Source organism: Synechococcus sp. N32 (genome assembly GCF_900473895.1).
GTDB lineage: Bacteria > Cyanobacteriota > Cyanobacteriia > PCC-6307 > Cyanobiaceae > Parasynechococcus.
In genome coordinates this window covers 1-21,254 of the sequence record NZ_UCND01000006.1, presented here as the reverse complement: position 1 = coordinate 21,254, position 21,254 = coordinate 1, and the positions used below count along the sequence as shown (strand labels likewise).

At 59.2% G+C, this 21,254-nt stretch carries 22 protein-coding genes; 11 read left to right on the top strand and 11 right to left on the bottom strand.

Going from position 1 to position 21,254, the window contains the following annotated elements:
• Positions 1-7: 7 nt before the first annotated feature.
• From DXY35_RS01515 to DXY35_RS01505, 3 genes are all read right to left on the bottom strand, one after another.
• Complete coding sequence (locus DXY35_RS01515) at positions 8-1,075, bottom strand: PRC-barrel domain-containing protein (RefSeq protein ID WP_371681717.1); 1,068 nt, start codon at positions 1,073-1,075, stop codon at positions 8-10.
• Positions 1,076-1,165: 90 nt separating this feature from the next.
• Positions 1,166-4,774: a chromosome segregation protein SMC gene (smc, locus tag DXY35_RS01510; protein ID WP_115080578.1), complete on the bottom strand. Its 3,609-nt coding sequence runs from the start codon at positions 4,772-4,774 to the stop codon at positions 1,166-1,168.
• A gap of 50 nt (positions 4,775-4,824) precedes the next feature.
• Positions 4,825-5,181, bottom strand: a complete 357-nt coding sequence (locus tag DXY35_RS01505; protein WP_115080575.1) for a hypothetical protein — start codon at positions 5,179-5,181, stop codon at positions 4,825-4,827.
• 59 nt (positions 5,182-5,240) lie between these two features.
• Between DXY35_RS01505 and DXY35_RS01500 the strand changes: the two genes are divergently transcribed.
• The 3 genes from DXY35_RS01500 to DXY35_RS01490 are packed head-to-tail and all read left to right on the top strand — an operon-like array spanning position 5,241 to position 6,976.
• Positions 5,241-5,663, top strand: coding sequence for a YqjD family protein (locus DXY35_RS01500; RefSeq protein ID WP_115080573.1), 423 nt, complete (start codon positions 5,241-5,243; stop codon positions 5,661-5,663).
• A complete protein-coding gene (locus DXY35_RS01495; protein WP_115080570.1) occupies positions 5,663-6,049 on the top strand; it encodes a phage holin family protein in 387 nt (128 codons plus the stop codon). Before DXY35_RS01500 ends, DXY35_RS01495 begins: the two co-directional genes overlap by 1 nt.
• A gap of 60 nt (positions 6,050-6,109) precedes the next feature.
• Complete coding sequence (locus tag DXY35_RS01490; RefSeq protein ID WP_137006687.1) at positions 6,110-6,976, top strand: hypothetical protein; 867 nt, start codon at positions 6,110-6,112, stop codon at positions 6,974-6,976.
• Here DXY35_RS01490 and DXY35_RS01485 read toward each other — a convergent pair.
• A complete protein-coding gene (locus tag DXY35_RS01485) occupies positions 6,958-8,100 on the bottom strand; it encodes a class I SAM-dependent RNA methyltransferase (protein ID WP_115080566.1) in 1,143 nt (380 codons plus the stop codon). The two genes, DXY35_RS01490 and DXY35_RS01485, sit on opposite strands and share 19 nt — an antisense overlap.
• Before the next feature lie 411 nt (positions 8,101-8,511).
• On the opposite strand from DXY35_RS01485, the gene DXY35_RS01475 reads away from it, so the two are divergent.
• Positions 8,512-9,468 carry a tyrosine-type recombinase/integrase gene (locus tag DXY35_RS01475; protein ID WP_115080564.1) on the top strand — a complete coding sequence of 319 codons (957 nt, stop codon included), beginning with the start codon at positions 8,512-8,514 and terminating at the stop codon, positions 9,466-9,468.
• A gap of 426 nt (positions 9,469-9,894) precedes the next feature.
• Positions 9,895-10,251: a hypothetical protein gene (locus tag DXY35_RS01470; RefSeq protein WP_115080562.1), complete on the top strand. Its 357-nt coding sequence runs from the start codon at positions 9,895-9,897 to the stop codon at positions 10,249-10,251.
• 49 nt (positions 10,252-10,300) lie between these two features.
• Here the strand turns inward: DXY35_RS01470 and DXY35_RS01465 are convergent, their stop codons facing one another.
• Both DXY35_RS01465 and DXY35_RS13275 read right to left on the bottom strand, forming a co-directional pair.
• A complete protein-coding gene (locus DXY35_RS01465; protein ID WP_115080560.1) occupies positions 10,301-10,915 on the bottom strand; it encodes a thermonuclease family protein in 615 nt (204 codons plus the stop codon).
• The gene (locus DXY35_RS13275) at positions 10,912-11,085 is read right to left on the bottom strand and encodes an excalibur calcium-binding domain-containing protein (RefSeq protein ID WP_371681721.1); all 174 of its coding nucleotides are present in this window, start codon (positions 11,083-11,085) and stop codon (positions 10,912-10,914) included. The genes DXY35_RS01465 and DXY35_RS13275 overlap by 4 nt, the downstream gene beginning before the upstream one ends.
• Positions 11,086-11,207: 122 nt before the next feature.
• On the opposite strand from DXY35_RS13275, the gene DXY35_RS01455 reads away from it, so the two are divergent.
• The 3 genes from DXY35_RS01455 to DXY35_RS01445 all read left to right on the top strand — a co-directional run bounded on the left by DXY35_RS01455 (position 11,208) and on the right by DXY35_RS01445 (position 13,253).
• Positions 11,208-11,426 carry a hypothetical protein gene (locus tag DXY35_RS01455; protein WP_115080558.1) on the top strand — a complete coding sequence of 73 codons (219 nt, stop codon included), beginning with the start codon at positions 11,208-11,210 and terminating at the stop codon, positions 11,424-11,426.
• A gap of 203 nt (positions 11,427-11,629) precedes the next feature.
• Positions 11,630-12,946: a S1C family serine protease gene (locus DXY35_RS01450; protein ID WP_115080556.1), complete on the top strand. Its 1,317-nt coding sequence runs from the start codon at positions 11,630-11,632 to the stop codon at positions 12,944-12,946.
• Between the two features lie 127 nt (positions 12,947-13,073).
• Entirely contained in the window at positions 13,074-13,253 is a 180-nt protein-coding gene (locus DXY35_RS01445; protein ID WP_115080554.1) for a hypothetical protein, read from the top strand.
• 42 nt (positions 13,254-13,295) lie between these two features.
• Here DXY35_RS01445 and DXY35_RS01440 read toward each other — a convergent pair whose 3' ends face one another.
• The 5 genes from DXY35_RS01440 to DXY35_RS01425 form a co-directional block, all read right to left on the bottom strand.
• Positions 13,296-13,754 carry a hypothetical protein gene (locus tag DXY35_RS01440; protein ID WP_115080552.1) on the bottom strand — a complete coding sequence of 153 codons (459 nt, stop codon included), beginning with the start codon at positions 13,752-13,754 and terminating at the stop codon, positions 13,296-13,298.
• A 4-nt stretch (positions 13,755-13,758) separates the two neighbouring features.
• Positions 13,759-13,884, bottom strand: a complete 126-nt coding sequence (locus DXY35_RS13150; protein ID WP_256359506.1) for a hypothetical protein — start codon at positions 13,882-13,884, stop codon at positions 13,759-13,761.
• Positions 13,885-14,158: 274 nt separating this feature from the next.
• The gene (locus tag DXY35_RS01435) at positions 14,159-16,174 is read right to left on the bottom strand and encodes a VapE domain-containing protein (protein ID WP_371681720.1); all 2,016 of its coding nucleotides are present in this window, start codon (positions 16,172-16,174) and stop codon (positions 14,159-14,161) included.
• 233 nt (positions 16,175-16,407) lie between these two features.
• Complete coding sequence (locus tag DXY35_RS01430; RefSeq protein ID WP_115080550.1) at positions 16,408-16,698, bottom strand: hypothetical protein; 291 nt, start codon at positions 16,696-16,698, stop codon at positions 16,408-16,410.
• A gap of 261 nt (positions 16,699-16,959) precedes the next feature.
• Positions 16,960-18,240: a hypothetical protein gene (locus DXY35_RS01425; protein WP_115080548.1), complete on the bottom strand. Its 1,281-nt coding sequence runs from the start codon at positions 18,238-18,240 to the stop codon at positions 16,960-16,962.
• 97 nt (positions 18,241-18,337) lie between these two features.
• Between DXY35_RS01425 and DXY35_RS01420 the strand changes: the two genes are divergently transcribed.
• The 3 genes from DXY35_RS01420 (at position 18,338) to DXY35_RS01410 (ending at position 20,943) form a co-directional block, all read left to right on the top strand.
• The gene (locus DXY35_RS01420; RefSeq protein ID WP_244272836.1) at positions 18,338-19,465 is read left to right on the top strand and encodes a tyrosine-type recombinase/integrase; all 1,128 of its coding nucleotides are present in this window, start codon (positions 18,338-18,340) and stop codon (positions 19,463-19,465) included.
• 146 nt (positions 19,466-19,611) lie between these two features.
• Positions 19,612-20,442: a GIY-YIG nuclease family protein gene (locus DXY35_RS01415; protein WP_170950476.1), complete on the top strand. Its 831-nt coding sequence runs from the start codon at positions 19,612-19,614 to the stop codon at positions 20,440-20,442.
• Between the two features lie 135 nt (positions 20,443-20,577).
• The gene (locus DXY35_RS01410; RefSeq protein ID WP_115080542.1) at positions 20,578-20,943 is read left to right on the top strand and encodes a hypothetical protein; all 366 of its coding nucleotides are present in this window, start codon (positions 20,578-20,580) and stop codon (positions 20,941-20,943) included.
• Positions 20,944-21,254: the final 311 nt, after the last annotated feature.

Here is a 21,254-nt window from a genome sequence, read left to right as displayed (position 1 = left end):
GGCCCGATCACCAGGGATCGTCGAGATCCTGGCTCCGGCGCTGGGGCGCTGCATCTTCCATCGGTTCCACATCCAGGGGTTCGCCCGACTGCTGAACCGCGCGGCGGGAGGCTGGCATGGCACGCCGCGGAGGCTGTTCCTCGTAGGCGGGCTGTTCCTCATAAGCAGGCTGCTGATCGAAGGGTGCGGGCTCGTTGTAGGTCTGTGCTCGCTCAGCCGGCCGCTCGTCGTAGCGGGCAGGTTCGGCGTAGCGCTGCTCGTCGTACCTCTGGGGCTCATCGAGGTAGCGGCGTTGCTGCATCGACTCCTGCCGCCGGTCCTCCAGCTCCACATATTCCAGTTCTGCATCAGCCTCAAACCGCTCGGCTTCTGAAGCCTGGAGACGCAGTTGCTCCTGCTCTTGGGGTTGTCCGGAGGTGAGCTGATTTTCCACGGGCACCAGGTTGACCCGGTAGCGCTCCCGCTCCTGTTCTTCCCAGCTGGGGCCACCGACGCCCAGTTTTTCCAGAACGCCGCTGTTTAGCTGTTTGAGCTTGTCTTCGGCACCTTCATAAACAATGATCCGGTCCGGCCCGCTGCTGACGATCTCCTCCACCGGCATTTCCCAGGTGCTCAGCACCCCTTCCCCCAGCAGGGGCACGCCAAGGGCGCCCATCACCAGGGTGGTGAGCTCGCCGGTCTCGATGTCGAAGGCGAAGCCGAGCACCCGCCCCAGCTGTTCGCCGGACTCGGTGATCACCTGGCAGTTGATCACCCGGCTGTAGCGCTCAGGGTTGAAGTTCTCACTCAGGGAGTCGGCCGAATCCACCAGGATCACGTCGCCCACCTGACGGATCCGGTCCAGTGGCATCCAGCGCGGCAGGCCGGGCAGGAAACGGGTCAGGGGGTTGTCCCGCAGCCCCACAGCCACCACTTCACGGCGGTCGATATCGACGATCACTTCACCCACCACCCCAAGACGGCGGCCGGTGTCACGGGTGATCACCTGGGTGCCCATCAGTTCGGAGCGCAACCAGAGGCGATCGCTGGGTACGCCAGTGGTGATGGCGTCGTTTGGGGTAGGGGTCGGGGTCAAGCGCGGGCCCTCGGCCATGGACATTCAAACCATTGTGGCGCAGGGGTTCCGCCTGTCACGTTCAGATTGCACAGCGCAAACTCCGATCGTTCAGGCGGCATCGGGCAAACCCACCACCTGGGTGTGGGCGCCGCGGGCCTGGGTTACCCCGATCGTGCGCTGGGCTGCGCCGATCATCGGGCGGCGGTGGCTGACCACCATGAACTGGGCTGCCTCGGCTTGACGGGCGATCAGAGCCGCCAGGCGCTCCACATTGACGCCGTCGAGGAAGCTGTCCACCTCATCGAGGGCATAGAACGGCGACGGCCGGAAGCGCTGCAGGGCGAACAGGAAGCTCAAGGCGGTGAGTGATTTCTCTCCCCCCGACATCGAGGCCAGGCGCCGCACGGTTTTGCCTTTGGGATGGGCCACCAGGGTGAGGCCACCTTCCAATGGCTCCTCCGGGTTCTCCAGTTGCAGGTGGCCATCACCATCGGAGAGCGAGGCAAAGATCTCGCGGAAATGGCCATCCACGGCGGTGAAGGCTTCCATGAAGGCGTCCTGGCGCAGGGTGGCCACGGTTTCGATCCGCAGCAGTAGTTCCTCCCGCTCGCTGTTGAGCACGTCGAGCCGTTCGTTGAGTTCGTTGAGCCGCTCTTCGAGGGCCTCGAGTTCCTCCAGCGCCAGCATGTTCACGGGCTCCAGCGCTTCCATGCGTTGCTGGATGGCCTGAAGATCGGTCTGCAAGGCTTCCAAGCCCGCCAGCCGCAGGGCTTCCGGGATCTCCGGCCTCGGGTCCGGCAGGGCCTGTTCCATCTCCTGCAGGCGCAACGCACCGCTGCGCTGTTCTTCAATCAATCCTTCACGGTCTTCCTTGAGCCGCTCCAGATTCCATTCAGCCTGCTGCAGGGCCTGACGCTGGCGGCCCACCTCGGCTTCCGCGGCGTCCCGGGCCCGGCGTTGGCTGCCGAAGCGCTCCTGCAGGTCGGTCTGCTGCTGCTCGAGCTCTTTGCGCTTCTCCTGGAGGTCGCTCTGCTGCTGGCGCCAGGCCCCATGGGCACTGGCGAGGGCCTTCACCGCCTCCTGCAAGCGGGTTTCTTCGGCGGCCAGAGCCTTTTCTTGATCCCCCAGGCGTTCGATCGCCAGCTGCCGCTCGCGGCGGGCATTCAGCAGCTGGTCGCGTTCGCGGCGGGCCGCCTCCAGCCGTTGGTCGGCGGCTTCCTGTTCCGTCTGAAGTTGGGCCCAGGCGGCTGCATCGTCGTTGTTGCCGCTGTTGCGCTCCGCCTCATCCAAGGCCTGTAGTTCCGCGGTGAGTGGGGTGAGTGCAGTGCTGATGGCTTCGAGCCGCTGCTGTTGCTCGGTCTGGTCCTGCTGCAATTTGCTGAGCCGTTCGGCCCGCTGGCGGCTGCGCTCGAGCAGGGGGCCGTGGTTGCGCCGGGCGGCATTGCGCTCGGCGATCAAGGCCGCCTGTTGCTTTTCCAGTTCGCGCAGCTGGGGTTTCTGCTGTTCGATCAGTTGGGCCAGCTTCGACTCCTCCCGCCGGCAGGCCACCAGGGATTCCCCCAGTTCCAACAGGCGCCGCCGCAGGGGTTCAGCTTCGTCCTGATCGCTGCTGCGGCCGAAGCTGAGGCTGCTGCTGCGCTGGGAGAAACTGCCGCCGGTCATGGCGCCGCTCTTCTCCAGAAGCTCCCCATCCAGGGTCACCGCCCGGGAGCGACCCAGTTGTTGACGGGCGCTGGCCAGGTCGGAGAACACAAGAGTGTCGCCGAAGACGTAGGCAAACACCTGGTCATAGACCGGTTCGAAGCGCACCAGTTCAACGGCCCGGCCGATCAGGCCGGCACCGCTGTCCCCACCGGGGCGTGCACCCCGGGCAAAGGCGGCTGAAGAGCCCCCGCCCCCTGGCGCGCGGATCTTGTTCAGGGGCAGGAAGGTGAGCCGGCCAGCGCGGCGGCTCTTGAGCAGTTCGATGGCGCGGGCGGCGATGCGATCGTCGTCGACCACCACCTGGCCGAGACGGGCCCCCGCGGCCACTTCCAGGGCGAGGCGATGGCGATCCTCCACCTCTCCCAGCTGGGCCACAGGGCCGTGGATGCCATCGAGGCCGGCCTCCAGCAGCAGGCGCAGGGCTCCGGTGCCGCGGCTTTCCTGAAGGGCATCCCGCCGGCTCTCCAGCCGAGCGATCTCCCGTTCCAAGCGGGTCTGCTCCTGCTCCAGCCGGCTGCGGGTGCGCTGTTGGATGGCCAGTGATTCGGCGGTCTGCTGGAGCTCCTGTTTGCCGTCGGCAATGGCTTGCAGCAGGGTTTGCCAGGTCTCCTCCAGGGTTGCGAGCTGTTGCTGCACGGCGTCGCCGTCGGCGCCGTCCTGGTGCTGCTCCTGGGTGAGCTCTTCCAGCCGTTCCCGTTCCTGGCGCAGCCGTTCCTGCAACTGCTGCTGCTCCTCCAGTAGGGGAGCGACGCTGCTTTGCAACTCCTGCCGGCGACCGCTGCGGCGCTTCTGTTCCTCCACCCAGGCGCCGGAGCGGCCCGCCACATCCGCCAGCCGGCGGCGGGACATTTCCACCGCGGCTTCAGCGGCCCGGCAGTTGTCTTCGGCGGCGCTGAGGGCGTCCTGATGGGGATCGCGTTCCAGTTCCCGTGATTGCAGCTGCCACTGCTGGCGACGGGTGGCGAGGTCATGGCGCTGCGCCTGCAGTTTCTGGCCTTCGTCCTGGTGGAGGCTTGCCTGGCGCTCCAGTTCACGGCTGCTGGTGTCGAGGCCAGCCAGTTCTGCCTGGACGGCCAGCAGCTGGTCTTCCCCCAGGGCCTTCACCTGCTCCTGGAGCAAGTCCAGTTCGGCCACGGCCTTGTTCAGCTGCTCTCGGCCGCTGGCAATGGCCGCGGCGTCCCTCTGTTCCTGGGCTTCCAGCGCCTGTTGGCGCGTGGCCAGATCCTTGAGGGCCTGCTGGGCGGCTTCGTAGGCCAGCACCATCTCCTGGCGGCGTCCCAGTTGCAGCCGTTCCCGCAAGTCCTGGTATTGCCGGGCCTTGGCGCAGTCCTTCTCCAACCGTTGGCGGCTGGCCAGCAGTTCCTGCTCAATGATCCGGCAGCGCTCCTGGCGCTCCTGCACGTCATCGAGCTTGCGGCGGGTCTGTTCGATCCGGGTGTCGAACAGGGCAACACCAGCCAGTTCATCGATCAGGCCGCGGCGATCGCGGTTGCTCATCGAGACGATGCGGGTGACGTCCCCCTGCATCACCACGTTGCTGCCCTCGGGATCAATCCGAAGGCGGCGCAGCTGGGTCTGCAGCTGCTGCAGGTTGCAGGGCACCCCGTCGGCGCTGTAGCTGGAGCTGTAGGAGCCCCCCGGCATCACCCGCAGTTTGCGGGTCACCGTCCATTCCGTTTGTCCCGGTTGAATCCAGGGCCCCTCCGCTGGTGCCTCCAGGCCTTCCTCGGCGGCATCGGGTGTCCAGTCGCTCAGGTCAAAGCGGACGCTGACGATTGTTTCAGCGGCCTTGCCGGCCTTGAGCATGCCGCTGTTGACCAGGTCCGGCAGGCGGTCAGCCCGCATGCCACGACTGGTGGCCAAGCCCAGGCAGAATAGAACGCCATCAAGGATGTTGCTTTTGCCGGAGCCATTGGGTCCGGTCACGACGGTGAATCCCTCTTCAAGAGGGATCGTCATCGCTCCGCCGAACGACTTGAAGTGCGTCAGCCCAACCTGATTGATATGAACCAACAGGATCTGGGGCTGTCAGCGAGTCGAAATTAGCGGAACCCACGAAAAGCTCAAGGGTTCGATAAGGAGCAGTGCCCGGAATTGATGCGCAGGCAGCCGTGGAGGTCGCCTTCGAGCTGCAGAGTGACGTCTGCATCCGTGGCGTTGGGGAGCACTCCGCTGTAGCTGCCGGCATGGATGCGTTCGGCCCAGCCCCGATTGCCCGAAACGGCAGCACTGCGGGGTTCCAGCCAGACCTTTCGATGGGCAGGCAGGGGAACTGCTGGTTGGGCTGCTGCGTTGAGCTGCGGCACTGTGGCCAGTCGCCAAGTTCGGCAGCTGTCCCCGTCCTCCAGCAGCAGATCGATGTGGCATCCGCTGGGGTCGTCCGGTGCTCCGGTGTGACGCAGCAGGGCGTATCGCGGCAAAGACTTTCCCTCAGCCTTCAGTCTCCCTACCCTTCTAAAGCGTCCTGCCAACGGTCTTCATGGCCTCGCCATCGCCGCAGTCCAACGGCAGATTCGAGCACCACTTCCGTGAGCGCTTTGAAAGCCTGCTGCCGACGATCCAGGAGCGCTGGCCGGATCTTGCTGAGCACACCCTTGAAGCCACACGGGGGAGTGTGGATGAGTTGGTTCGTTTGATTGAACAGAACACAGGCCTGACGCCCCAAGGGGTTCGGGAGCAACTGGAGGAGCTTCTCCACAGCGTCGGTGATCGCAGCCGCGACTGGGCCGACAGCCTGGATCCCCTCGAAGAGCAACTGGAACAGTTGCTGGATGAGTTGAACAGCACCCTGCGGCCGAAGATCGAGGCGCCTGTGCGCCAGCGACCGCTGCTGGCTGTGGGTGTTGCTCTTGGTGTTGGGTTGCTGCTGGGCAGCATGCTTCGCGGGGGGCGGCGTTCCTGATGGCCGATCAGAACTCTCCCCGTGGATTTGGAGCGGCAGCTCGGGTGACCGCACTGGCGGCGTCAGTGATGGATCTGCACGTGCGGATTGCCCTGCAGGAAGTGGATCGGGAAAAACGCCGACTGATCAGCGGTGGCTTGTTCCTCGCCATCGGAGGCACGGCCATGTTCCTGGCCTTGCTGGCGGGCGAAGCGTCGTTGCTGCTTTGGATTCAGGCCCAGTGGGATCTGGATTGGATCCGCGCACTGTTGAGCCTTGCTGTGGCCAACCTGGTACTTGCGGGCATCAGCTTGCGCATTGGCGGCCAGGTGCTGAAGGGTCCGTTCCTGCCTCAGACGTTGGAGGGACTGATGAAAACGGTGCGGGCAGTGATGGGACGGGTTTGAACGCCTTAATAAGGCGTTAAAGATGAGTTAAAATGGAAATAACGTTCAGGGAGAAGAGGTTTGGGTTGGCTGCATGCCCTGAATTTCTTTGACTTCAAGCCCTCTTCTCTTCGCGAATATTCTTCGAATCAAGATGTTGCTGATTCGGATACGTTGATGATTGTTGCTGGTCCTTGCGGATCAGGCAAGTCGACGCTCCTTCAGGCTGCTTATCGAGAAAAACTGCCTTTATTTGGGTCTGAGTTCGCCGAATGTTTTCGTAAGTCGTGCAGGGATAGAAGTTATCAAGAGCATGACGATTACAAGATGGCGTGGCGGAAGAAGTCTTTTTTTCAGGCCAGTCATGTGAAGTTGCTGGCTCGTGAGCCTTCATTGCCTCAATTTGTGTTGCTGCATGTGGATCTGTACCAGGTGTTGCGCGGAATTGACTCCTCCTATTGGCCCCGCTCTCTTCGGAAACGTGAGCTGCTGAAAGAAAGTCGGGGAGAGAAGGGGAATGGTGAACACCGCTTAAAAGCAAAGCTTGCCAAGCGTTCCATGGATCGTTTGCGATTGTCGTCTGAAAATGATCAGATGATGCGTGCCTATCTTCAGCACTCATTTTTCAAACGTTTCAGGCGCATTGTGGTGAATACAGTTCGTTGTGGGTATTCAGAGAATGCCCAGCAGTTGTCTGCACGGAAAACAAAGATGCGTGCAAAAGGTCCGGTCTCTCGGGTGCAGCCCCGATACAAGTATTTTTTGGCGCCAGACGCGATGGCTCAAGCCATTCACCACGAGTTGTATGCCTCTTGGGATCGGAACCTTTCGCTACTTGATCCCGCCGCCATCTTCACCACGCAGGTGTCTGAATCCGGGGATCTTTTGCTCAACGGTTCGCTGCTTGTTGCAGAGTGGAGCAAGCGTTTTCAGCGAATCTCATATTGAAGCCAGCGGCAATCGATGCCGCCGTTGCTGACAGGAATCCGCCGTGATGCTTTGAGCCGAAGCGCACCAGTGAGTTTGGGATTGCCGCTGAGCAGCCAAAGCTGCCAGCCGGAGGCTGCCTGGCGCACGTATTGCCCCAGGGCGCTGTACAGAGCATCGAGCTCCTGTTCGTCGCCGATGCGCTGGCCGTAGGGCGGGTTGCAAACCAACACCCCCGGCCCCTCCGGGAGGGGGTGATCGCTGAAAGTGCCCGTGCAGATGCGGATGACTCCACTCAGCCCAGCGGCTTCCACATTGGCCCGGGCCTGATCGGCAATGGTGGGATCTGCTTCGATCCCCAGGAGCTGGGGAAGGGTGAGGTCTCCCCTGCGCCGTTGCCGGGCGCGATCCACTTCCCTGTCCCAGAGCTCGGGCTGGAAATCGGCCCAGCCCTCGAGGGCAAAGTGGCGCTCCAACCCCGGGGCCTGCTGCAAGGCGGCCAGGGCCGCTTCGATCAGGAGCACCCCTGATCCACAGCAAGGGTCCACCAGTGGTTGGCTCCCATCCCAGCCGGTCAGGCGAACCAGTCCGGCGGCGAGATTCTCCTTTAACGGTGCAGCTCCCATGGCAGCCCTGTAGCCACGACGGTGCAAGCTGCCGCCACTGCCATCGAGGCTCAGCTGTGCTTTCCCGCGGCCGAGGTGCAGGTGCAGAGAGAGATCGGGGTCGTCGAGATCGATGGAGGAACGCTCCCCCCAAAGATCCCGTTGTGCGTCCACAAGGGCATTTTTGACCTGCAATGCCGTGAAATGACTGTGGTTCAGTCCTGGTGCTGTTCCGGTCACATCCACCCGGAAGGTCATCGAGGGATGCAGCCAGCGCTCCAAGTCGAGCGCTTCGCGGATGCCGTCATAGAGGTCGTCCCGGCCCTGGCAAGGGAAGCGTGCCACCTGGCGCAACAGCCTGAAGGGCAGTCGAGCTTGAAGGTGCAGCCGGTAGAGGCAGGCCATGTCTGCTTGGAAGCTGACGGCACGCCTGCCGGGCCTCACGGCATGGGCACCAAGGGCGCTGAGCTCTTCTCCAGCGGCTGCTTCCAGGCCCTGTGGCACAACTGCAACCGCGGATATCCGGTTTGTTCGACCCAAGGGAGTTGTGCTCCAGGCCACCACTCCTGTCAGAATGACAGGGTTCGGCTTCGTCGGACTAGGTGATCCACACCAGTGTTTCGGACAGCGGTTCGATTCCGCTCAGCTCCATTCCCCCTCACGGGGCTGCAATGGTTTCGACGGGGCATGAGGAGGGTGACTGAAGCCTGCTCGGTGAGAGCAAACCCGTAACTGCGAACAACATCGTTCGTTTCTCCCGTCAAGCAGCCCCTGTTGCTGCCTGACCCTTTAAGGGAGATGGGGTGAAGTCAGCCTTATCACCCAAATGACTCATGGGGGCTGGAAGGCCCCTCAAACCATTCCACCGCAAGGGAAGATGGCATTACGCCACTTCCCAAAAATCGCGGTGATGCCATTCCTGATGCCAACATCCCGCCTGTCCTGGCGGGCATGGATAAGGCGGAGGCCCTGGCGTACGTCAGCCGCCTCTTCGATGCCGCCCAGGCCGGTGCCGTGCTCTGGGGGGACAAGCTCCTCCTGAAGCGATACCTGGCCCAGTGCTCCCGCACCGGTTCAGCCGAGACCCAGGCGGGCTATCGGCGAGAGCTGCGGCACCTCACCCGCTGGCGGAATCAGCACCACCCACACCTGCATCTGCGAGAGCTGGATCCTGCGCTTGTGGATGACTGGGTGTCCTCCCTGCGGGAACAAGTTGCCGCTGGCCTGATGAAGCCGCGGACCTACAACCGCCGGATCGCTGCCGTCAGCTCTCTGTACCGATGGGCGTCGGAGCCCACGCGGTCAGCAGTGACCGGCATCCCCCGGAATCCGATGCCGCGCCGCGCCACTTACGTGGTCCCGAAGCTGGCCAAGCCGATGTCGGAGGACGATCTCGGCATGGTGCTGGCCGCCATCGCCAGAGCTGCCGCCACCAGCACCACCGCACGCCGTGACTTCGTGATGGTGAAGGGCAGCTACCTCCTGGGATGCCGGGTTTCTGAGCTGTGCCGCTTGCAGTGGAAGGACATCGAGCCGCTAGAGGGCGCAGGCCAGGTCCACCTCCTCGGCAAGGGCAGCAAGCCCCGCACCGTCCGCATCAGCACCACCACGCTGGAGCTGTTCGAGTCCCTGGGCCGCGGCGCTCCTGAGGACTGGCTCTTTCCAAGTAATAAAGGGAATGGGCCATTGACCCGGCAGGGGGTGGCCGCTCGCATGGCCAGATGGGGAAAGGCTGCCGACGTGCACCTCTACCCGCACCGTTGCCGCCACACCCATGCCACTCATGCAATTCGGCGGGGGGTGGACGTTTTCACGCTCTCGGCGACGCTCGGCCACAGCTCGACGGGAACCACGTCTAATTACGTTCTTGCTGAGCCTGGTGAGAGTTCATCTCTCCGGCTGGGTTAACGGTCCTTTCTGAGTCCGGCCCCGGCCTGGCGGTTGTAACAATCAAAACTGTGATTACGTCAACAGTTGTTGTTAGTTGCCTCTGCTTATTTATTCACGCGACCGTTCGGTCGCCCGCTGTAATAATCGGGCAATAAAAAAGGGGACGGCTTTGGAAGCCAGCACCCTTTTTTATTGGCTGCCAGGGCGTCCCTCGCTTCTTTATTTTACCAGTAATGTCTGATTTTTATGTAGTTTTGTTGAATAGAATACATCTGCTAAATGAATGATTTTTTTCACGCTCTTGCACGTTGCAACTGTGCTTTCTTCTGTTCACCGGCGCTACCCGGAGACGTTGCCCGACGTATTGCCGTTGTTCGCCGGGATCGTGTTACTGACCCATCGCGAACTGATCACCCACCTGCTCAATACGGAACCTGATTGGCCATGGCAAAAGCCAACGCAGAAGCGACTGCCGAGCGAGTCGATCACCTCCAGGGAATGATCTTGTCCGGGCAGCCCAACACCGCTTGTGTCGCATATGCGCGACAAACATGGGGGGTCTCCAGGGCGCAGGGCTACCGATTGCTCAAGAAAGCCTGGGCGCTGATAAAGGACGACATAGAGAAATCTGGAATCGACCGTCAGGAGCTGCTGAGTTGGTCAATCCAGATGCTGATGGCCGCGGCTGGTCAAGCGATGAAGCAAAACAACCCTGGAGCTGTGGTTGGCGCCATCCGTCAGCTAGATCACATGACGGGAACTGGCTACAACAGCCACCGCTCTGGCGGGATAAGACGTTGAGAGCACAAAAGCTGAAACTTGTCTAAGGGCCATCCGTTCAAGCACGACATCACTTGAGTGACTCGCAGGCTTCTCCATCGCCGTCACGATCGAGATAACGGTGGCCTTCAGCCAACAGCTGTTGAGCCTGTCTCCAAGAGCCAATGTCCTTGCAGCGGTACCTACGAGGACTGCCTGATGTACTTGCGCTGTTCCGTCTCCCCCGTCGGAGGTCCCAAGGCCGTGTGATGCCAGATGGCCCAACGGACCAGACACCGGTGCCCTGGCGCTGAGCTTCGTTCTCAAGCTGCAGGTATCTCTGTGAATCGCACTGACGGAGATACCGCCTATAAGCAAATGCCTGACCAGCCCCCACCATCAGCTGGTTCACATTCCCTCGACGGTTGAGCAATTCCGCCACGGTTCTGCCGTAGCGGTCCGTGGTTTGCACCCTCAACGTCACTTCAGAACCAACCGGAGTTAGTTGCTTCAGGAATGCCGTTGATCTGGGCCCCCATGGTCGCTGGGATGTCTCCGGTGCGTCGATGCATGCGAGGCGAACGGTGATTCGTCTGCTTCCTTCATGGACTCGAATCGTGTCGCCGTCCCCCACAGAAACCACCTGTGCAGCGTTGACGCTTGTAGTGAGGCATAAGGGGAGCAGCAGTGCAGAGACTGCTTTCATCTCATCCTTTCTCCGTTCTTGCCGCAGAGGCTTTCGCAGGGAACACCATCCTTGTCGCGATCGAGCCTTGAGTTCCCTGACCTGTAAGACCTAACCGCTTCCTCGCAGGAGCTGAAGGACTTGCATGTCTGGGCATTGGCTACAGGTGTAATCAGGACAGTTGCCGCCATGAGGATCGCAAAGTGCATCAGCTGGGTAGTCGCCTTATCCACTATTTAGTAACGACGAAATCCAGAGGTACCTCATCGGCCTGGACCACGCGGGTAAGACTCAAGCCAGTCATGTCCTGCCCATGACCCGCGACACCCGCATTGTCCTGTTGCTCATGGGGGAGCTGGTGGCTGCCCTACGCGCTAATGACTCTGACCTTTTCAAGAGTTGGCTGTATGGGGGTATCGAAGACTTTGGAGAGCCTGCGGTGACTGAGCTGCTGCTGGACTGGCTTGACCCGTTCCTGACAGTGGAAGAACAGGACAGGCTGCTGGGTTGGCATCTGGGGGTAAGCCTCTAGTCCTTTTGAGGGAGCTAGTGGTTTCTTGAAATCCCTCAAATGGGGGAGGTGATCTCCATCTGGAACGGAGATGGTCTGTTCAGGAGTCATAAGACTCTGAATTGATAAAAAATTTTCTTGAGAATAAAAATTTTCTGAAAGGTCTGGCAAGATGTTGCTACTCTCTGTCAAGAGTCAATTTTTCTAATTGTGAGCGTAAATCTATGAAGTTTTTCAGAACAGTGCTGCTTACCGCAACAGCTCTTGGCTTCGTAATTGCAAGTGCCTCCATGCTAACTGGCGAGGCCAATGCCAGGCCAAGAGATCCTCGTGAGAGGTGCACGTTTGATGCCGATAATCCTGATTGCGAAGAAGAGAGAGGTGTTAAACGCAACGAAAAAGGGGAGTACGAAGTCGAGATCACCGATTGGAAAGAACCCCCAAAGAGCATTCCTTGGTCGACAATCGTCACAATCAAGTCTCCTTTTGAAACCTACAAGGCGGTTTGGGATCAGGACTATAAGGGAAAAAGCTGTTTTATTAGCTGTGATTATTACTTTGGCTACACAAGTCGTTGGACTGGTGAATCACTGTCTGTCGCATTTTTTACCGATGGTCCTTACTCGGGAAAGATGTATCAAGACATCAAGGACGGCGTCGAGGTTCAAGTTAATGGACAAAGCTTCACGGTTTATGGGCATGGCGACGACATGATGATGCCGGCCAAGTTGCGCAAAGCAATTATGGCCACCCCTGTACCCAAGATCAGCTTGCGTCTGGAGGGAAGCAACAGCAGGATTTACAACATTGGTGAAGCGACAGCTAAAGCCATTCACATCATGGTTAAAGAGCATGCGCAGGAAGACTTAGCGCTGCCCAACCGTGGAGGTGTCATCACTCTTGCTGCGGCTATATCTGAATCCGAAAAAGTTCAGCCAGTCTTAACCCGCACTATTGTTGGCGTCGGCCAAATTAATACTCCAAAAGGTAAAGGTACTGGATTTTTGATCGATAGTTCAGGCTTGTTGCTTACCAATCGTCACGTTGTTGGGAGGTTCAAAGAAGTCGATGTTCAGTTCAATAATGGTGAAACGTATAAAGCTGACGTCATTGGTCGAACCGCTGATCTTGATGTTGCACTGCTAAAGCTTGACCGAAAGCCCAGTCGAGGGGTTGAGCCTTTGGCCATGTGCGTCAAACGTGATGCTTCTGTTGGGACTGACATTGTTGTTGTTGGTAACCCAATGGGACTGCGTGCTACGACAACTCGCGGAATTGTAAGTGCGGTTCGCAATGAAGATGGGGCTGCAATTTTGCAAATTGATGCTCCAGTCAATCCTGGCAATAGCGGCGGGCCAATCGTTAATTACAACGCTGAGGTGGTCGGCATTGTGACCTCGAAGTGGGTGGCCATGAATGTGGAGGGCATTGGCTTTGGTGTCAGTATCCCATCCGCGCTTGAAAGTCTTAACGTTGCAATCAAGCCTCAGATGCCAATGCCAAATGCTGAGGTTACTGCTTGTGGCAACTATGCGTTGTAAGGCTTCCTCGCAGATATGAGGGCCTTATTCAAATGCGCGACATGCAGCAGTGCAAAGAAATGCGGGACTACTTCTGGGAAAACGGCGGGAAAAAATCCGGTTCCTAAACTATGTGTCTGAGGGGTAAATGATTCAGAAATCCGGCCCCTTCGATTGGATCATTGCTGCGATGTTTCTCGGCACGGCAGCCGTGGCGTGCGTGCAGGTGTTGATCCACTTCGGCTCGCACCCTGTTGGTCTGACGCTGATATGCCTTGTCGGCGCAGGCTGCCTTTGGAGCTGGTTGCAGGATCAGCGCCGGAAATGAGGGGCGGCGCCCAAGCGCGTTGCAAAAACGGAGTTACGTCAATTATTTGCGAGTCGGCTTTTGGCAGTCGTATCCGAAGGCAAGCTCTTGTTCTTCCCCTTTCCATCCCGCGGCCACGGTTGGATAGCTCGTCGTACTTGCCTTGAGGCCAAAGGTCTTGAACGTCAATTCGCCTGTGCTGCGATCAATAGAAACCTCATTCCTTGTCCAATCGCCCCAGGAGCCATCCTCCTCAATTAATTGACCCCACTCATCTCCTAAGACGATCTTTCTCGGCGTCACTTTGCGGACTGCGTACTCGACCTCTTCGAGCTTTCCGTCTTCTACGAACTCAAAGACTGCTACATCCAGTTTTGGGTCGATGAACCATGTTTCATCTCCGGATTTATCTCCTCGAGTCCATGTGCATGTCATCTGGAACGGCTCATCCCCAGAAATGTCGGCAGCACCTCCGCAGGCCGCCAGGGTCAAGCAAGGGATGAGGGCAAGGAGTCTTTTCATGTCGTCAGTGTGGCGTCGTAATGGCCGTGCGCCACATCACAGCACCGGCGGTGCCGTCGTCCCCATCAGGGTCCCGACGCCAATCACCACCAGCACCAAAAGCAGCATCCACTTCATCGGAAAACCCCAAAAAAAAGCCCCCTGGTGGGGGAGCTGATACGTCCGAGTTCACATGGTGAGGACGGCAGGCGGTTGTGGATCAACAGGTCAGTGAGCCCTCACCGGCTTGACGTAAGTAACCGTCGCAATGGGGTTGCGACTGTCACTGGGGTTGCATCAAACGGCTGCCTTTGATGGCTGCGGTGGTCATGGTGGTGTTGCAAAAAAGAGATTGCGTAACCACCCGCACCAGCCATTTCTCCAACTCTTGAAGAAAGGGGTGAGGGGTAAATGGAGAGGAGTTGCTATTCCGGGCGGCACGGGTTCCAGAAGGCCCGGACCCACTTCTTGTTGATGCGGCGCCGGTCGTACTTCCACCCGTGGTTCGCCATCAGTTCCCTGATGCGCTGGGCGTTGTAGTTGTTCTGCCGTTCAGGGGCGATGTCCAGGAAGGAATAGATCTGATCCCGGCTGACGTAGGCGGCGGTGCCGTGCCGCTGGAACCATTCCCCCAGGAGGTCCGACCACGGATCGATGAGATCGAAGTCACTGTTCCTGGCGAGGATCGCGTCCATCTCTTCATCGGTGCTCCAGTACTGGAACCCGTTGCGGAACTCGGCGTAGGCCCGAGCCCAGATGGAGTCCCTGGCCGCCGCCACGCGCGCCACCGGCAACTTGTCGTCGCCGAGCGGGATCATCACGAAGCGGGAGCTGCCGGTGTTGTCCGACAGCGGAGATTTGTTGGTGGTCGCCCAGAACGTCGAGCGCCGCTGGATGGGCTCGGTGCCGGGAGCGTATTTACGCCGCACCAGATCCACCCGCCTGCTGAGGAAGGCTTTCAGCTTTTCGACCTGAGTCCGGCGTGTGATGCCGTTCAGCTCGTCCAGCTCCATCCCCCAGACGTGCTGCAACTTGGTCACGTCATCAATGTCCAGCGCCGGGGTGAGCCCGTCGCCGTAGAAGTCGTGCCCAAACAGCGCACGGCCCAGCTCGGTCTTGCCGATACCTTGGCCGCCTTGCAGCACCGGCGTCTGCCGAAGCTGGCAGCCGGGAGTCAGGACCCTGGCCACGGCGCCCACCAGATAGCGGGGCATGAACTGGTCGGCGATCTCATCGTCGATGCCGAACAGGAACCGTGAGAGGTGGTTCCAGTCCTCATCGGGCAGAGGGGCTGCCTTGAGATTGTGCAGATAGACCGCGACGGGATCGAACTCGTTTTCGTTGGCGAGTTCGATGAAGGCATCGCGGGCCATCTTTTGGCTCCACCGATATGGGCTCGGTGGCACCGACAGCCGGAGGTAGAGGTTCTCCGTCTGCGTGGGTGTTGCCTCGCGCCCGTTGATGTGAATCCCGCGGGTGCGGATGTTCAGCCGCGGCATTTCGCCGAGCTGCTCAGCCATGACCCTCAGGGCCTGGCCAGCCTCCACACGCTTTTGACGTAACTCCTGTTGCTCCTCGTGGATCCGGAACAGCGCGGCTTTGCCGACGGCTGTTTCTCGATCCCCGCAGTAGGCCCAGGTTTGCCCGCCTCTGACGATCGTCTCGCCTTTGGCCAACACCGGCGGCGACCACCGCTTGCCGTAGTGGCAGAGAGTCACCCTCCCGTCTTTGGTTTTGCGGCAGTCGGTTTCCGGCCTGAGGCAAATGTGGCAAGGCACGGCGTCCACCCATTCGCCGTTCTCCTCACTGGAGCGCCGGTGAGTGAAGGCCCCGGCGGAGTTGCCGGATTTGGTGTTGATCCCCTCCATCCAGAGAGACAGCCACTCCTGCGGAATCTCCTGAACGGCAGACGGCGACGAGCCATCGAGCCAGATGTACTCACCGCCGGAGGAGACGTGATCGCCCGCGACGATGCACTGGCCTGATCCCCAGAAGATCTCGATCTGTTCACCGTCGCCGGTGCGGATGATTGTTTTCCCGGGGAGGTCTGGCCATGGCTCCGGCTTGCGGAACGCGACCTTCAGTCGTTCAGGGTCTGTGGTCCTGCCGATCTTCCAGGTCTTGGCCTGGGCGGGATCGCAGTTCTTTTGGGCGCCGTACTCGACAGCCGTGTGGCCGTCGAAGTCGAAGATCACCAGCCCATTGGTGGCGCGGGGTTCCAGGCGGATCCCGACGCACTTGAGCTTCGGGTTCTTCCCGAACTCGTTGATGAGTTCAAGAGGCTCCCAGCTTTCGTTTTGCCAGTTCGAGACCAGCGGAGCTTTGCCTGAGTCCCCCGCGCCACATGGGAGCAGCGGGAGGTGCTGGTCATTGTTGTCCAGCAATTCGTAGATGCTTTCGGCCCAGCCGAAAGGGTTGTTCGGGTTTGACAAGGGACGCACCTCCTCAAACCGAAATCGGTGCTGAGGACCTGCCGAAAGTTTCAACCTCCGAGCTGGTCTCACCACGCTTGAACGACCACAGCGATTGTTGAGCGACCCCGAGGTCCCACAGCAACTTCCGTCGGCCAAGACCGAGGTAGATGTAATCGCGGCGTTCCTTGAACGGCCCCTCGTCCCCCATCCGCTTGTAGCGAAGGACTGTCTCGGGGCTGGCCTGAATGAATTTGGCTAATTCAGCCGTTGTGGCTGTTGGCGACGCGTTGTCGCGAGTGGACGCAATGTCCATTGCTCTGTTGACGTCCCGATCCCGTGGACTTGTCTCGGTTGGCCTTCTCCAACGCCACCCACTTCTGAACGATTCGCCAGAAGTGCAGACGCTGGGCACGGGTTAGGCGCTCAGCGTTTTGTGGCAAGTCATGGCCGCCTTTGAACACCAGCACCACGCCTTTATCGCCGAAGCGAACGTGGCACCGCTGCCAGCGCGGTTCTGAAACGTCCCAACCAGCCCGGAAGGCAAGGTTCACGAAGTGAACAAACTTCTCCCGATGCGGTTCAAGCCATGCGGGGAGCTTTACGCCCTCCGTCCCGTGGATGGGGCGAAGGTGTCTTCCGGTGGGGGCGTTGAGGGTGGTCACCCGAAACGGTGGAATCAGGGTGGATGGGAATCACCCGCCGAAGCGGTTTAGCGGTGACAACTGGCCGCATGTGTTCCTGTCCGAGGGCAACGTAACACCACTGGAGTGGTCTGACAGCAATCAACGCTGCGGTTACCACTACAGGTGGTGTCAGGGCAGCGGGATCGTGCCGGTCTCTGCTGCGAAGTCGCGGGTCCTGATCCCCAGGGTCATGGTCCGATAGCTGCGCATGTGCACCGCTTCGCTGTGGCCCATCGCGTCGCAGATCGACGCCACCGGCACTCCCTCGCGGTGGCAGCGGATCGAGTAGGTGTCCCGGAAGCTGTAGCCCCGCAACCACTCGCTGGGATCACGGTTGTCGTACTGCTCCACCAGCTCCGCCCAGAGGGTCTGAAACGCGCCGCTGGGCTTGCCGGTCGATCGTGACTTCCGGTGGATGTAGCAGTTCACTGCGCTCCCGGAGAGCTTGCGGACATCACCATCCCTGCCGGTGGGGAGCTGCAAGGTTCCGTCGGCCATCGCCTGCGCCAGGGGCCACACCACCGGCTGATCGTTGGCGTCGCGGACGTACATCGCCTCCAGGAAGCGGGGCTCGGTTTCCTCTTCGCCGCCGGTCTTCCGGTAGTTGCACCAGATGGCTGGCTTGCCGGTCACCGGGTTGATCCGGCTGCTCAGGTGCTGAAGCTCGATGGGTCTTAAACCAAATTGCGTCAACAACCGGAACACGTTGCCCCACCTGACGTTTACCGAGTCGGCCAGCTCAATCAGGCGCAGCATCTCCAGGTCGTCCAGCACTGCTTTGAGCCTCGGCTTCGGTGCCTTAGGGATCAGCTCGTCCTTGTCGAACTCGGTGATGAGCCAGCTCGCTGGAGCCTTGTGCCGGGACACCGCGAATTGCATGAACAGGCCCAGGTAGCGCCCGCACTCCACCTTCATCGTGGGAGCCCCTTCCCAGTTCTTCAGGGCTGCCTTCAACAGGCTGTAGCCGTCGTGGGCCTTGCCGGTGTTGATGAGCTTCACGGCGTGGTCAATGAATGGCCGCCAGTTCTTCCGGAAGGTGTCGGCGCTGCACTTCTGCGACTGCTGCACCCGGGACGCCTCCATCGCATCGGCGATTTGTGCCCAGGTCTTGGCCGTCTCTTCGCCCACCAAATCGCTTGTTTGGTGAGCGGACCCGATCGCTCCCTTCAGAGTTTTCTCGCCGTTGTCCCACTCCCTGTAGACCGCTTCGATCCACCGGATGGCGTTGCGGTGGTGCTCCTCATCCCAGGTGTTGGGCCGCGGCAGGTAGGCGGTCTCTGCGGGGCGCCCACGCTCCCTGACGCGCAGCACGATCCGGTCACGGACTCGGGAGATGCTCCAGCCGTTCCAGGGCTCAGTTGTCTCGATCAGGCGCTGCTCCCAGCGGGGGCGCGAGTCATCCGGAGCCAATGGAGTGATGCCAAAAGTGATGCCAAAAAGATCCTATTCAGTCGTCCTCTGTCGTCAAGGGTTGCCAACAGATCAAGTCTCTGACTATGTTCTGCCCGTGATCGTTGTTTCCGTAAGGAAAGCAGTCAGTTGTATCACCCAAATGACTCATGGGGGCTGGAAGGCCCCCTCAAACATTGCCCCAACAGGCGTTTCAGTCATTACGACTGAAGGTGAAAATTCGGCTGACGACAAATCGACGACAAATCTGCCATCGGTCTTGGCAGGTATGGAGCGCCACGAAGCATTGGCGTTTGTCTCGAAGCTCTATGACCACGCCAGAGCTGGACACAGCGTCTGGGGCGACAAGTTGCTGCTGCGCAAATTCCTTGGGCAGTGCAGCCGCACCAACAGTGCTGAGACACGCAACGGCTACATGCGCGAGCTGCGGCATTTCACACGTTGGCGTGAAGCCAACTATCCCGATCTGCTGCTTCGACAGATTGATCCCCACGTCATGCAGCAGTGGGTTGATGACCTGCGGCAGCGTGTTGATGCCGGTGACCTGAAGCCCAACAGCTACAACCGCAGAATCTCAGCGGTGTCTGCTTTTTATCGTTGGGCATCGGAGCCAGCGCGTTGCACGACAACAGGTGTTCCGCGGAACCCAGTGCCACCGCGTTGCTTGCTGGCGGCACAGAAGACCACCAAATCAGTCAGCGAAGAAGACCTGGCAGCACTGCTATCAGTGATCGCACGATCATCTGTCGGCAACCTCAAAGCGCGCCGTGACTATGTGCTGGTCAAAGGCAGCTACCTGCTGGGGTGTCGCGTCAGCGAAATATCGAGGTTGAAATGGGGTGATGTTGAGCGTTTGAGCCATGGCGGCCAAATTCAACTGTTCGGCAAGGGTTCCAAATCAAGAGTGGTCCGCGTTAGCGGCGACACGATGGATTTGTTTGAGTCTCTGGGCCGCGGCGCACCATCCGATTTCATCTTTAAAGGGCAAAGGCCAGGAACTCAACTGACGCGACAAGCAATCGCGTTTTCAATGCGGAAGTGGGGCAAGCTCGCTGATCTTGATCTGCATCCACACCGTTTACGGCACAGCCACGCAACACACGCTGTGCGCCGTGGTGTTGATGTGTTCACCCTGCAGAGCACGTTGGGGCACGCATCTTCAGCCACCACCGGTCACTACGTTGCCGCCAACCCTGAAGACAGCAGTTCTTTGCGACTGGGCTAGAAGGATGGCCACAAACTTTTATCATCCCTTGCTTGTGGTCGCAGTTCTCTAAGGGGCATAATTATTAGTGAAAATAATTGATGACATTAATTGTGAGGAATGACCGTACTAGCTATTCGGATCTAAGCGAGGTTGTATTAAAGCTTTTGAGCCTCGATCAGGAGTTGGATAAAATGCTTTCGGAGTATCAGACAAGTCAGCGACGCTCTGAGATTGAAGACCTAAGAAGTTATTGCAAGCCAATAAACTTGTTAAGACCGTTTATATCGTCATTGCGTCAAAGCGGGCAAGAAATTGAGGTTGAAAAGGACTTGAGAGATAAAACGTTAGAAGATGATTTCTATAATTGCGAAGGTGTGGACTGGGAAATGGACCACCTTGAGGGTGTATCAAGAAATAGCAAGGGTATGGACGGTGGTCCGCATGAATGGCATAAAGATGAACAGCTTAAACGGTTCCCAATTGAGATATTTCATTGTCATGAAAGTGTTTATTCGTCATACTTCCATTTACTCAAGGTAGATGAGAATAGGCGTGATTTGTGGGAGTTTTGGTCTAATTTAATTGATTCAGATCCGGATCTATGGACTCGTGCAGAAAAAGCATTTTTCGAATGTCGAGAGGAGAGGCGAGCATTTTTAAATAATCTTCTATCTGCAATTCGAAATCCAAGTCTGGAAGGTGATGTCGAGGACTTTGCAGATGCAGTGGCTTCGTCATCGCATGGATTTATTTATTTTGTTCGAAATGGTGATCTCTGCAAAATAGGGATCACGGAGAACTTGTTAAGAAGGATGGAGGAGTTAAAGCCTGATGAGATTTTGAACGTTTTACGGTGTTCAAATTTTCGAGAGTTAGAAAAAGAGCTTCATTCACGCTTTAAGGGTGTTCGTTTGCCTCAGACTGAATATTTCAGATTATCTGAAGCAGAAATTCAGCAGGTTCATAGGCTAATGATTGAGCTGGCCACTTTTTAACGCAAGTGTTCTTACGTCCACTCACCGGCGATACCCCGACGCATTGCCCGTCGTGTTGCCGTTGTTCGCCGGGATCGTGCTCATCACCCACCGCGAACTGATCGCCCACCTGCTCAACACGGAGCCTGATTGGCCATGGCAAAAGCCAACGCCGAAGCCACTGCCGAGCGAGTCGATCACCTCCAGGGAATGATCCTGGCCGGTGAGCCCAATACCGCTTGTGTCGCATATGCGCGACAAGCATGGGGGGTCTCCAGGTCGCAGGGCTACCGGCTGATCAAGCGGGCATGGCGTCAGATCCATGACGACATCGAAGGTCCAGACCTCGACCGGCAAGAGATGTTGGCTTGGCGCGTTCAGACCTTGATCGAGACGGCTGGCCAGGCCAAAGCGCAACGGAACCCAGGAGCGGTGGTGGCCGCCATCCGCCAGCTCGATTGGGTGTGCGGGCTGGGGATCAACTCATCAGCCGGGCACAGAGTGCATCGCGCTCGGCTGTGACGTAACTGTCCTTACCGGTGGCCCGACGTCTCTTTTGGTCGCTGCCATCGCGTCATTTGGAACTTCACTGATCCCATCGCCTCCGCGATGGTGTCAACGGAAGTTCAGTCGCATGGATCTTCCATCCGATGGAGCGAAACCATTGGGCGCTGATAACACCACTGACTCCTCTGTCATGAGCGATGCGAGGAGTCAGATCAGCGTTTCGGTTGGTCAAAACATTTCGACGAGTCATTTGGCCACTGCCATCGCGTCATCTGAACTGCAGTGCACCCCCAGCCGGGGTGATGGTGTCCTCGGAGTCCCCAAGA